Annotated in this window: 13 protein-coding genes; 7 read left to right on the top strand and 6 right to left on the bottom strand. The window is 62.1% G+C overall.

Annotated elements, in window-relative coordinates:
* From AC0L4F_RS17020 to AC0L4F_RS17050, 7 genes are all read left to right on the top strand, one after another.
* A partial coding sequence (locus tag AC0L4F_RS17020; RefSeq protein ID WP_244690437.1) for a M20 family metallopeptidase occupies positions 1–1,043 on the top strand: 1,043 nt, incomplete at its 5' end.
* The gene (locus AC0L4F_RS17025) at positions 1,040–2,092 is read left to right on the top strand and encodes a substrate-binding domain-containing protein (RefSeq protein ID WP_244690438.1); all 1,053 of its coding nucleotides are present in this window, start codon (positions 1,040–1,042) and stop codon (positions 2,090–2,092) included. The genes AC0L4F_RS17020 and AC0L4F_RS17025, both read left to right, overlap by 4 nt.
* Positions 2,093–2,205: 113 nt before the next feature.
* On the top strand, positions 2,206–3,168 hold the full coding sequence (locus tag AC0L4F_RS17030; RefSeq protein ID WP_244690440.1) for an ABC transporter permease: 963 nt from the start codon (positions 2,206–2,208) through the stop codon (positions 3,166–3,168).
* 15 nt (positions 3,169–3,183) lie between these two features.
* A complete protein-coding gene (locus AC0L4F_RS17035; protein WP_244690442.1) occupies positions 3,184–4,395 on the top strand; it encodes an alanine racemase in 1,212 nt (403 codons plus the stop codon).
* Positions 4,392–5,132 carry an ATP-binding cassette domain-containing protein gene (locus AC0L4F_RS17040; RefSeq protein ID WP_244690443.1) on the top strand — a complete coding sequence of 247 codons (741 nt, stop codon included), beginning with the start codon at positions 4,392–4,394 and terminating at the stop codon, positions 5,130–5,132. The genes AC0L4F_RS17035 and AC0L4F_RS17040 overlap by 4 nt, the downstream gene beginning before the upstream one ends.
* Before the next feature lies 1 nt (position 5,133).
* On the top strand, positions 5,134–5,808 hold the full coding sequence (locus tag AC0L4F_RS17045; RefSeq protein WP_244690444.1) for an SIS domain-containing protein: 675 nt from the start codon (positions 5,134–5,136) through the stop codon (positions 5,806–5,808).
* Positions 5,809–5,810: 2 nt separating this feature from the next.
* Positions 5,811–6,167 (top strand): SIS domain-containing protein, encoded by a 357-nt coding sequence (locus AC0L4F_RS17050; protein WP_244690445.1) that lies wholly within the window; start codon positions 5,811–5,813, stop codon positions 6,165–6,167.
* A 63-nt stretch (positions 6,168–6,230) separates the two neighbouring features.
* On the opposite strand, the gene AC0L4F_RS17055 is transcribed toward AC0L4F_RS17050, so the two are convergent.
* The 6 genes from AC0L4F_RS17055 to AC0L4F_RS17080 form a co-directional block, all read right to left on the bottom strand.
* Positions 6,231–7,067: an ABC transporter permease gene (locus AC0L4F_RS17055; protein ID WP_244690447.1), complete on the bottom strand. Its 837-nt coding sequence runs from the start codon at positions 7,065–7,067 to the stop codon at positions 6,231–6,233.
* Positions 7,060–7,995, bottom strand: coding sequence for an ABC transporter permease (locus tag AC0L4F_RS17060; protein ID WP_244690448.1), 936 nt, complete (start codon positions 7,993–7,995; stop codon positions 7,060–7,062). The genes AC0L4F_RS17055 and AC0L4F_RS17060 overlap by 8 nt, the downstream gene beginning before the upstream one ends.
* Entirely contained in the window at positions 7,992–9,020 is a 1,029-nt protein-coding gene (locus AC0L4F_RS17065) for an oligopeptide/dipeptide ABC transporter ATP-binding protein (protein ID WP_244690449.1), read from the bottom strand. Before AC0L4F_RS17065 ends, AC0L4F_RS17060 begins: the two co-directional genes overlap by 4 nt.
* Positions 9,017–9,943, bottom strand: coding sequence for an ABC transporter ATP-binding protein (locus AC0L4F_RS17070; protein WP_244690450.1), 927 nt, complete (start codon positions 9,941–9,943; stop codon positions 9,017–9,019). The genes AC0L4F_RS17065 and AC0L4F_RS17070 overlap by 4 nt, the downstream gene beginning before the upstream one ends.
* A gap of 98 nt (positions 9,944–10,041) precedes the next feature.
* Positions 10,042–11,664 (bottom strand): ABC transporter substrate-binding protein, encoded by a 1,623-nt coding sequence (locus tag AC0L4F_RS17075; protein ID WP_244690451.1) that lies wholly within the window; start codon positions 11,662–11,664, stop codon positions 10,042–10,044.
* An 11-nt stretch (positions 11,665–11,675) separates the two neighbouring features.
* Positions 11,676–12,638 carry a PHP domain-containing protein gene (locus AC0L4F_RS17080; RefSeq protein WP_348524119.1) on the bottom strand — a complete coding sequence of 321 codons (963 nt, stop codon included), beginning with the start codon at positions 12,636–12,638 and terminating at the stop codon, positions 11,676–11,678.
* Between the last annotated feature and the right edge of the window lie 99 nt (positions 12,639–12,737).

The raw sequence follows: 12,737 nt of genomic DNA on the forward strand, positions 1-12,737 counted from the left end.
TGATGTTTGTGGGCCATACCGATACTGTGCATGTGCGGGGCTGGGCCGAAAACTGGCAGGGGCAACCGCAGGAAGATCCCTTTGCCGCGCCGGTGATCGCGGGTGAAGTCTGGGGGCGTGGGGCCTGTGACCTCAAGGCCGGGATATGCGCGTCGCTGGCGGCGCTGCGGCTGTTGGATATGGCGGGGGTAACGCTTGCCGGGACGGTCAGCTTTGCCTTTATCGGGGATGAAGAAAGCGGCGAGCCAGGCACAGGTGTCAGCGCCGGGGCCAAGGATCTGGTGCAACGGGTTGCCGCCGGAGAGATCGCAAAACCCGATTTCGCGGTCTATGTCGAGCCAACGAAGCTGGAGGTCTACACCGCCCAGATCGGGTTTTTCATCGCAGATATCAAAGTGACCGGCAAATCGGCCTATTTCGGCACGCCCGAGGACGGGGTTGATGCGCTCAAGGCCACACATGCGATCCTGTCGGCGATCTGGGCCCATGGCGCAGAGCTGACAGCCGCGGGCGCGCATCCGCTGGTGGGGACGTCCGACATCCTTGTGACCGAAATCAAGGGCGGCGGATATATCGCGGTGCCGGGCGATTGTGGCCTGTCGCTGATCCGCAAATTGCGCCCCGGCGAGACGCTTGATGATGCGGTGGCCGGGTTCGAAGCGGCGGTAAAGGCGGCACCGGTGTCCGAGGGCATCCGCATCGACATCAGCTATCCCGCCGGGCGCGACCACGTTTTTGGCGGCTCGCCGGTGGAAATTGATCCCGATCATCCCGGCGCGCGGGCGCTGGCGGATTGCGTGGCCGAGGTGCGCGGCACACCCACCCCGATGAGCGGCGCGCCCTATTGGTCAGAGGCGCCGTTTCTGGTGAATGAAATTGGCTGTCCGGCGATCTATTGCGCGCCGGGTGACATCAGCGTCGCGCATACGTTCCACGAACGGGTGAATGTCGACGAATACCTGGCCGCGATCCGCGCCTTTGCGCTTTTCATGGTGCGCTATTGCGGCACCCAAGAGACGATCCCAACAGGAGAAAGCAAATGAAAAATATCATAAAAAACAATGTGTTTGGCGCGGTTCTGGCGCTGGCGGCGGTTCCTGCGATGGCAGAAACGGTTGGCCCCCAAGGCGAGGCGGCCACGCCGACGTCGGAAATTGTTGTGCCCGAAACCAGCGCCGAGGCGCTGCGGGCCGGCGGCTATAAGGCGGCGCTGCTGTGGCATGATCAATCGGATTTCGTGAATGCGGTGACGGCCGGTGCGACCGATGAATTCGCCCGCTTCGGGATCGAGGTCGTGGCCACCACCAGCGCCGGTTTCGACGCCGCCAAACAGCGCAGCGATATTGAAACCGCGATGGTGAAATCGCCCGATATCATCCTGTCCCTGCCGCTTGACCCGGTGACATCGGCGGCGGCGTTCCAAGAGGCCAAGGCCGATGGCGTGAAGCTGGTGTTCCTGTCGAACCTGCCAGCGGGGTATAGCCATCCCGATGATTACGCGGCGATTGTCACCGACGATCTGTTCCAGATGGGCAAACAGGCGGCGGATGCGCTGGCGGCGGCGATGGGCAATGCCGGGACCGTTGGCTGGATCTATCACGATGCGGCCTATTATGTGACCAACCAGCGCGACAATGCGTTCAAGACCACGATTGAAAACGATTATCCCGATATTTCGATTGTCGCGGAACAGGGGATCAGCGATCCGGCCCGCGCCGAAGAGATTGCCAACGCCATGTTGCTGCGCAACCCCGATATTGGCGGCATCTATGTGACATGGGCCGGTCCCGCCGAAGGTGTGTTGGCCGCGCTGCGCGCCAATGGCAACAAGACCACCAAACTGGTGACGCTGGATCTGTCGGAGCCTGTGGCGCTGGACATGGTGCGCGGCGGCAATGTCGCGGCGCTGGTTGCCGACGAAGCCTATGAGCTGGGTCGTGCGATGGCGGCGGCCGGCATTCTGGATCTGCTGGACATGGATGTACCGGCCTTTGTCGTCGCCCCGGCGGTGACCGTGACCGCCGACAATGTGGCAGAGGGCTGGATGCAATCGCTGCATATCGACGCCCCGGCCAGCGTAACCAGCAATTAAATCGGGATCGGTCCGGCGCAATCATCCCAGATCGTGCCGGGCCGGATCAATTGACGTGAAATCATTGGCACGGGGCGCAATCGCCGGTGCCGACCCAGAACACGGGTGTCCAAATGTCCACTATGACCCTTCGGAAATTCGGCCTTGCCGGTTTGGATTTCAAACAGATGGTTGTCTATATCGGTTTCCTTGCGATCTTCTTGTTTTTCGCGGCGACGCTTTATGACGACGGTTTTCTGACCCAGCGCAATCTGACCAATATCGTGCTGCAAACCGCGCCGGCGACCATCATGGCGATCGGTCTGGTGTTTGCCCTGTCGGCGGGTGAGATCGACCTGAGTTTCGGTTCCATCGTGGCGGTTGCCGCGCTGTCGGCCGCTGTTGCGATGCAGAGTTTCGGGCTGGCGGTCGGGGTGATTGCCGGGCTGGGTGCGGGGGTGGCGATTGGCGCGCTGAACGGCGTTCTGGTGGCCTATCTCAAGCTGCCGTCGTTTCTGGTGACGCTGGCGACCATGGGGCTGTTTGCCGGGATTGCCCGGTCGATGACCGACCTGCGGTCGATCCCGGTGATGAACGAGACATTCACCGGTCTGTTTGGGTCGGGCAAATTGTTTTCGATCCCGTCGCTGGTGATCTGGACGGTGATTGGCATCGGCATCGGGCATCTGGTCTATCGTCATACGAAATTCGGCGCGCATGTGCTGGCCACTGGCGACAACCCACGTGCGGCACAGGTGTCCGGGATCAGCGTGGCACGGGTGCGGTTTTATGTGCTGACGATTTGCGGCGGCTGTGCCGGGTTGGCGGGTCTGCTCTATGCCGGGCGGTTGCAGGCGGCGAAATATACCCTGGGCGAAAGCGATCTGATGACGGTGATTGCTGCGGTGATTGTCGGGGGCACGCTGTTGAATGGCGGCAAGGGGTCGGTGATCGGGGCGCTGGTTGGCTCTCTTATGATGGGGATGCTGAACAACGGTCTGATCCTGATGAACCTGAAAGTGTCCGATCAGATGATCGTTCGGGGTTTGATTATTCTGTTGGCTGTTGCGGTCTCTCTCCGCGATGCCAACCGCTAAGCGAGGAGCGAATTCATGTTTCTGGATGTTCTGATGCGCCGCAATCCGGGCTTTGTCGAAGCTGCGATGGCCCTGCATCAATCGGGGGCGATCCCGCCGAATTCCTATGTGCTGGATCTGGATGCGGTCGAGGCCAATGCGCGGATCTTTACCACCGAGGCGGCGAAACACGGGCTGAAAACCTTTGCCATGACCAAACAGGTCGGGCGCCATTCCGGGTTTTGTCAGGCGGTGATGCGCGGTGGGATTGATCGGTCGGTGGCGGTGGATATGGAATGCGCGATTGCCTGTCACCGGGCGGGGCTGAAAACCGGGCATTTGGGCCATCTGGTGCAAGTGCCGGGCGGGGATGCCGATTTCGCGGCGGCGCAATTGCAGCCTGATTACTGGACGGTGTTTTCCGATGACAAGGCGCGCGAGGCGGCAGAGGCGGCGGCGCGGGCCGGGCGGGTGCAGAACCTGTTGGCGCGGGTCCAGACCGAGGGCGACACGTTTTATCGCGGTCATGAAGGCGGGTTTGCCGCAAGCGATATTTGCGCGGTGGCGGAGCGGATGGATGCGCTGGACGGCGGGCGGTTTGCCGGGATCACCACATTCCCGGCGCTGTTGTTCGATCTGGAACGGCGCAAGGTGAGGCCAACCCCGAACCTTACTACCCTTGCCACCACATCCGAGGCGCTGGCGGCGGCGGGGCGCGGTGACATTGAAATCAACGCGCCGGGCACCAATTCCACCGTGCTTTTGTCGGCTCTGGCCGAGGCCGGGGCGACGCAATGTGAACCCGGCAATGCCCTGCATGGCACCACGCCCTTGCATGCGGTCGAGGATCTGCCGGAAGATCCGGCGGTGCTCTATCTGACCGAAGTGTCACATCACCATGGCGGCAATGCGTTTTGCTTTGGGGGCGGGCTGTATATTGATCCGGTGTTCCCGAAATACGAGGTGCGTGCGCTGGTGTCGTCAGAGCCGACAAGCGCGGCGACGGCGTTGGCCCCGGTCGAAATCCCGGATTATTCGGCAATCGACTATTACGGCATGATCGACGCCACCGGGTCGGTCAAACCGAAAACCGGTGACACCGTGGTGTTCGGCTTTCGCGGTCAGGCCTTTGTCACCCGCGCCAATATCGTCGGGGTGTCGGGCGTTTCCACCGGTGCGCCCCGCGTCACAACCATTGAAAACATTTTCGGCCAGCGCGTCGATTGGCCAGAAAGGGCGCTGTCATGACTGCTGAAGCTGAGGTTCTGTCGTTAAAGAATATTCACATGGCCTTTGGCGGGGTGGTGGCGATTCAGGATTTTTCGCTGGATCTGCGGGCGGGGGAAATCGTCGCGCTTGTCGGGGACAATGGCGCCGGTAAATCCACCCTGATCAAGATTGTGTCGGGGGTTTATACGCCGACCTCGGGCACGATCCGGCTGGGCGGGGAAACCACCAGTTTTGCCGACGCCAGTTCAGCCCGCAGCAAGGGCATCGAAGTGGTCTATCAGGATCTGGCGCTGGCCGATCAACAGCCGGTCTACATGAACATGTTTCTGGGCCGTGAATTGACCAAACCGCCCTTTGGTCTGCTGGACAAGGCGCGGATGCGGCAAGAATCGCAAACGCTGGTTGATGAGCTGGATGTGCGCATTCCATCGGCCAGTTCGACCATTCGCGACCTCAGCGGTGGCCAGCGTCAGGGCATCGCAATTGCCCGCGCCACCCATTGGGCGAGCAAGCTGATCCTGCTGGATGAACCCACCGCCGCGCTTGGCGTGGCCGAAACCGCGCGGGTCGAGGAATTGATTGCCAATCTCAAGGCCAAGAACCTTGCTATCCTGATTATCAGCCATAGTCTGGATCAGGTGTTCAAACTGTCGGATCGCATCTGTGTGCTGCGCCGCGGGGAACAGATCGGCATTCGCGAAACCGCCAAGACCGACAAGAATGAAATCGTCTCTATGATCACCGGAGTTGCCTGATATGAACCGTGAAATCCAAACCATCATGGCGCGTGAGATCCATGAGATCCCGGATGTTCTGGCGCGCCAGATTGTTGAGGGGCTTGACCTTTACCTGACGGCCGGGCGCGAAGCGGCGGCGACACATCCACGTGGGTTTGTCACCTGTGCGCGCGGCACGTCGGACCATGCGGCGACATTTTTCAAATATGTGATGGAGATTTCCACCGGTCTGCCGGTGGCGTCGATCGGGCCCTCGGTGGCCTCGGTCTATGATACGCCGTTGAAATTGGAGGATTTCATCTGTGTCGCGATTTCGCAATCTGGCGGCAGCCCGGATTTGGTCGCCCTGCAACAGGCGGCCAGCCGGGGCGGGGCAAGGACGCTGGCCATCGTGAATGTCACCGACAGCCCGGTCGGGGCCGGGGCCGACAGCGTTCTGCCGATATTGGCCGGGCCGGAAAAGGCGGTTGCGGCGACCAAATCCTTTGTCGGATCGTTGTTTGCCATTCTGGGCTTTGTGGCCGGGTTCACCGGGGACAAGGCGCTGGAAGGCGCATTGCGGGCCTTTCCCGAGACGGCGCGGGGCGCGCTGGATTGCGATTGGACGGTGGCGGAATTGGCGCTGGCGCGGGCCGGATCGGTGTTCACCGTCGGACGCGGGCCGGGATTGGCCATCGCGGCGGAATTGCGCTGAAATTGAAAGAGACCTGTCGCATTCACGCCGAGGTGTTTTCCTCGGCTGAGGTGCTGCATGGGCCGGTGGTGCTGGCGGATCGGAAATTCGCGGCGCTGGTGTTTGATCCGGCGGATGCATCGACGCAATCGGTCACGGCGGCGGCACAGGCGATGCGCGACAAGGGGGCCACGGCGCTGACCATTTCGGCGGATGGGAAGGAAACCACCGCCCTGCCGGTGCCTGGGGTGGGGCATCCGCTGTTGATGCCGCTGGTCCAGATCATCGCGTTTTACCGGTTTACCGAAACGCTGGCGCGCCATCTTGGGGAAAATGCCGATGCGCCGGCGGGATTGAACAAGGTGACAGAGACGATCTGAGCCCGTTTTGGCCAAACGTCGCCCGGTAACCCCGCCCCCGCCAGGGGGGGGCGGGTTTTGATCTTAGCTGTCTGGGTCCAACAGATCGCGCAGCCAGTCACCCACCAGGCTCATCGACAGGGTGATCAGGAAAATCGCCGCCCCCGGCACCACCGCAATCCACCACGCCAGCAACAGATGGTCGCGGCCGGATCCCAGCATTTCGCCCAGGCTGGTCAGGGGCGGCTGAATGCCCAATCCCAGAAAGCTGAGCGAGGTTTCCAGCAGGATGGTTGAGGGGAAGTTGAGGCTGATCTGAATGATCAGGATATTGGCGACATTGGGCAGGATATGCCGGCCATGGATGCGCCAGGCGCTTGCGCCGGTGGCCTCTAGCGCCTGCACATAGGTTTCGGTGCGCGCCGACAGGACCGCGCCCCGGATCAACCGGGCATAGGTTTCCCAACCGGCAATCCCCACCAGCGCGACAAACAGCCAGAGCGCATTGCCAAACAGCGCCAGCGCCGCAAGCACCAAGATCTGAAACGGCAGGGCGGCCTGGGCATCGACCAGCGCCATGATCACACCGCTTGTGACGCGGTTTTGCTGTGCCGCGACAAAGCCAAGGAAGGTGCCGATCACCGCCCCGATCAGCGTGCCCAAAAGCGCGACGCCAAGGCTCATCCGGGTGGCGAACAACATGCGGCTGAAAATGTCGCGGCCCAGCGCATCGGTGCCCAGCGGATAGGTCCAATCCCCGCCAAGAAAGACCGGTGGCGCGAGGCGCTGCATCAGGTTTTGTGCGGCCGGATCATGTGGCGCAATCCAGCCCGCGAACAGCCCGCCCAGCACAAAGACCGCGAGACAGGCCAGCGACAGGCGCACCACAAAGGGGGTGGATCGTAGCGAGGTTTCAGCCATTGTCGTCTGCCTTTGCATCGCGCTGGCGTGGGTCGAGCCAGCCATAGAGCAGATCCACCATCAGGTTGGCGATCACCATGGTGCAGGTGACCAGAACGACGATGGCCTGCACGATGGCCAGTTCCCGTGCGGTGACCGAATTGACCAGCAACCGCCCGACGCCGGGCCAGGCAAACACCGTTTCCACAACCACCGATCCGGCAATCATGTCGCCCAGACGGAAGCCCAAAATCGTCACCACCGGAATGGCCGCATTCGGCAGCGCGTGGCGGCGCAGGCGTGCGCCCGGCAAGAGCCCCTTGGCGCGGGCGGTGCGCATATAGGGGCGGTTCATCACCTCAAGCATGGCGGAGCGGGTAAAGCGTGCGATGCTGCCCGCGCCCGAGGTGCCAAGGGTGATCACCGGCATGATATAATGCGCAAGACTGCCCGCGCCCGAGCTGGGCAGGATCTGCCAGGTCATGGTGAACAACAGCAGCATCAGAATGCCAAGAAAGAAGTTGGGCAGCGCAAAACCCAGCACCGCCAACCCCATGGCAAAGCGGTCAATCGCGCTGTTGCGGTGCCGGGCCGCCAGAATGCCCAGCGGCACCCCAAGGATCAGACTGAAGACAAAGGCCGACAACCCGAGATAGAGCGTTGCGGGAATGCGTTCCATCACCACGGCAAAGGCATCACGGCCATCGCGGTATGAAATCCCCCAGTTGCCCTGCCACAACCCGGTGAAATAATTGATATATTGCTGCCAGATCGGCTGATCAAAGCCATAGAGCCGGGTGTAATAGGCGATCATTTCCGGCGTGGCTTCGTCGCCCAGCAACGCATCCAGCGGATCGCCGGACAGGCGCAGCATGATAAACACGAATGTCAGCACGCCCCAGATCGTCAACACGCCCCGGAACAGGCGGTTCAACAGCAAGCGCATCATTGTGCTGCCCCTTTTGGGTTCGGGAAATGACAGGCGGTGCGGTGGCCGGGGCGGGCGTCATCCATGTCTTGCAGGACTGGCATCTTTTGCAGGCACAGGGCCTGTCGGTGGGGGCATCGCGCGGCAAAGGCACAGCCGCCAGCAACAGCGCCCAGTATTGCCAGCTGTGCTACGGACGGTGCTGCGGGTGGCATCGGGGTGGGCAACTGGCGCGGGCGGCGGCGGGTCGGATCGGCGATCGGCACCGCGTCAATCAACATCCGGGTATAGGGATGGCGCGGCGCGGCAAACAGCGTGGCAACATTGGCCTCTTCGACCACCCGACCGGCAAACAGCACGGCCACCCGATGCACGAAACTGCGCACCATCGACAGATCGTGACTGACCACCAACATGGCCATGCCGTGATCGCGATGCAGGTCGGCCAGAAGCGCGGTGATCTGGGCGCCGACACTGACATCCAGCGCCGAAATCGGCTCGTCACACAACAGGAACCGGGGCGACAGCATCAGCGCGCGGGCAATGACCACCCGCTGTTTCTGGCCGCCGCTCAGGGCATTGGGGAACCGGGTGAACACCGAGGGGCGCAGGCCCACACGCGCCAGCATCTCTTGGGCGCGGCGCTGGCGGTCGGCGGCGGTGCCTTCGGCAAAAATATCCAGCGGCTCTGTGACTTGATCCAGAATGCGTTTGCGCGGGTCCAACGCGCCATGAGGATCCTGAAACACCACCTGCAATTGCCGCCGCAACTGTCGCCATGCGGGATCGGCGCGCTGGGGCATCGGGTGACCATCGACCAGGACCTGACCTGTGTCGGGGCGTTCCAACCCCAGCATCAGCCGTCCGATGGTGCTTTTGCCCGAGCCGCTTTCGCCGATCAGGCCAAGAATCTCGCCCGGTGCAACCGAGAGATTGACCGCGCTGACCGCGTGCTGATGGCTGCGCGGGCCCAAGGGCCAGCGGCGCGGTCCCGGATAGCGGCGACAGAGGTTTCGGGCCTCAAGGATGGGTGCGGCACCGGTCATGGGGCGACCGTATGCGGATGGTGACAGGCAAAGCTGCGGTTGCCCAGATGACGCGTGGTTGGGGCGATGCTTTGGCAAAGATCGGTTGCGCGGGCACAGCGCGGCGCAAAGGCACAGCCAGAGGGGCGGTTGCCGGGATCGGGCGGTTCGCCCCCAATCGGGGTTGGTGCGGCATGGTCGTCAAACCCGGGACGCGCGGCCAGAAGCGCGGCGGTATAGGGATGCGCCGGGGCGGCAAACAGGGCATGCACCGGCGCGGTTTCGACGATCCGACCGGCATACATCACCGCCACCCGGTCCGCCGTTTCCGCCACAACCCCCATGTCATGGGTGATCAGCAACATGGCCAGCCCCTGTTGCTGGCGCAGATCGGCCAGCAGATCAAGGATCTGGGCCTGAATGGTCACATCCAGCGCGGTGGTCGGCTCATCCGCAATCAGCAGCGCGGGGGCCTGTGCCAGCGCCATGGCGATCATCACCCGCTGGGCCATGCCGCCGGAAAATTGGTGTGGAAAGGCCGCAAGCCGGGCCGAGGCATCGCGAATGCCCACCTGCTGCATTAGCTCTTTTGACCGCAGGCGCGCCGCGCGGCGGCCCATGGTGCCGTCCTGCATCAGGGCTTCGGTCAATTGCCGTCCGATCCGGTGGATCGGGTTCAGTGCCGGTACGGCCTCTTGAAAGATCATGGCGATTTCGCGCCCGCGCAGGGCGGCCATCGCGCGTTCATCCAAAGTCATCAGGTCTCGACCACCGAAATGAATGGCACCACGGGACGTGATCCTATCACCCTGAAGCCCCAAGAGACTGAGCGCCGTCAGGCTCTTGCCCGAGGCGCTTTCGCCAACAAGGCAGAGGGTTTCACCATCGCCGATTTCAAGATCGACGCCGTCCACCACCGTGACCGGTCCGCGTTTCGATGGCACAGAAACGGTCAGCCCTCGGACCTGCAAGAGGGGCGCCGCAGCGCCCCCCATCATGTCCCCAACAGGGAACTTTTTTACGTCATGTATCGACATTGCGCCTATTGCGTCCCGAGGATTTTGAGGTTGTCGGGGCGGAAATCCTCGAAAAACTGGGGGGTTGGCGTGTAAGAAATGCCGTTGCGGATCGCATAGATGTCGGCCGGATTGTAAAGGAATGTGCTGGGCACTTCCGACAGATAGATTTCAGCAGCTTCGCGGAATGCGGCGCGGCGGGCGTCCAGATCAATGGTGCTTTCCAGCTCGGCGGCCAATGCGTTGAACCGGTCGCTCTGCCAATAGCCATAGCGCGTCTGAATGGCGGAGCGCGGCCCATAGGCCAGCGTCAACTGACCCAGCGGATCGGGGAAACGATAGGTGTTGGACCATGTATAAAGCATGGTGTCGGCGTCGCGCATCGCCTTCCAGTTTTCCATTGGCATCAGCTCGATTGTGACGCCGATTTCGGCCCACATCGCCTGAAGGATCTGCACCGCTTCGGAACCAAGCGTATAGTAGCCGGGGATATAGCGCAGTTTGATCGGGCTGCCGTCAAAACCGGCTTCGGCCAGCAAGGCACGGGCGCGATCCGGGTCAAAGGCGAACTCTGGCAGATCATCAAGGTACATGTCGTTGAAGGCAGAGAGCTGCGGACCTTTGGGGGTCATGGACAGCCCGCGCCAGACGGATGCGACCAATGCCTTGCGGTCGATCCCAAGGCTGAGCGCCTGACGAATGCGCGGATCGGCCAGTTTCGGATGGGTGGTGTTGAACACCACAACATGGGTGTTTTCACGCACCACGGGCGCAATTTGCAGATCGTCATAGCGTTCCAGCACCGGCAGTTGATCTGGCGGAATATCGGCGGACATGTCGAATTCACCGCTGACCAGACCGGCGATGCGGGCCGCGACCTCTGGCACCTCGAGAAAGGTGATCGTGGCGGCCGCAGGCGCGCCCATGAAATAATCGTCATTGGCGACCAACCGCAGGCTTTCACCGGCGGTATAGCCGTCAAACCGGTAAGGGCCGGTGCCAATTGGCGCCCAGATCACATCATCGACGGCCTTGGCCATCCATTCGGAGGTCGGCAGCGTGTCATCGCGATGTGCCTCATAGGCGGCTTTCTGTACGATCCACGCGCCCTTGTTCGCCAGCCGATGCGGCATCAGATAATCGGGCGAGGCCCATGTCAGTTTGACCTCATGCGGGCCAAGGATGTCGACGCTTTCCAATTCCGCCAGTGTCGAGGCAACCCCGCGCACCGGGGCGTTTTCGCCGTAGACGCGTTCCTGACCAAAGCTGAACGCGACATCTTCGGCGGTGAAGGCGCTGCCGTCGTGCCAGGTGACATCATCGCGCAGCTGCAACACCATTTCGGTGGGGCTGATGCGTTCCCATGACGTGGCAAGCCCGGGCACCAGCGTGGTTTTGCCGGTCTCGGCCTGGGCGACGAAATCGCGGCGGATCAGCGTGTCAAAGACCGAGTGGATCACCCGCACATCGACATTGCCGCCGTTTTTGCCCGGTTCCAGCCCGCGCGCCAGTTTCGGCACCGCGACCACCAGATCGGGCCGTGCATCGGCCTGTTGCGCCTGGGTCTCTGCACCGATCAGGCCAAAGCCAAGGATCAGCGCAGACAGGCCCGCAAGGCCCGCCAGCGTGTTTCGACGAGACATCAACATAAGTCGTCCTTTCAAATCAGGGTTTGAATTTTCTTTGCGTCAGATCTTGGCGGTGTTGTCGGACCCATCCAGCCAGAGCGGATGGGTCCAGGCGCGCCGGCCGCCGCATCGGTAATCACCAGGCGGCACCAGGAGCCGAAGAATTTCGCCAGCGACAGCCGCCCTTCGGTCAGGGCGGTGCCATGCAGGCGCACGCCCTTGGCATAGGGGCCGACCAACAGGATCGAGCTGGCCGCAGAGCAGGAAATGACCAATTCGTCGCCGTCGCGGGCCACGTCATGGATTTCGGGGCCCTGGCTGGAATAAAACGCCCCGTCATGCAGCGCAGCCAGCAGGGCGTCGGGGGTATTGCTTTCAGCGCGCACCATGACCCAGCCGCCGCCGCTGTCGGGGCGTTTGAAATGGCTGTCATCGGTGGCGATGGCCAAAAGCTGGCGGTTTTCGCAGAGCAGGGCCTCGTACATCACCAGACCGTCACCCCGGTCGGAATTCATCCAGCAGGTGTGGTTGTAGATTTCCACCGCATGGGCGGCGTCGAGCGCCAATCCGTCTTCCAGTTGCAATTGATACCAATGCGGATGGGCAATCGCCACAAAGGCCCCGGCGGCGCGGGCGCGGCGGGCCAGATCCGGGCCGGTTTCATCCGCTGGCGGCACGGCAAAGTCATCGGGCAGACCGACCGCAAGGATGTGCCAGGGTTCCCCGCGCGAGGTTTGTGGCCCGTGCAGCTCTGCCCCGATCAGGGTGGTGAATGTGGCGTTGCGGCTGGCGCGGCTGTCCGTGATGGGATAACCGTATTTTTCCCGGAAATGGTCGGTCACGGCGATGAAATCATATCCCGCCGCCTGATAATGGGCACAGACGTCTTCGACCGCCAGCGCACCGTCCGAATTGGTCGAATGTCCGTGTAGATTGCCACGCAGGAAGGTGCCTTTTGCCTGAAAGGGCCGCAGCATTGCATCTTTGTATTTCATTTCGCTATTCTCCATGCGCACCCAATTACAGATGTTTATGAAGTGGATATGACAGTTCGCCCGAATGACCGGAATAATCTGCGCTGCTCAGATTTGGGC

It is taken from the genome of Marinovum sp. J2-8, from assembly GCF_055808435.1.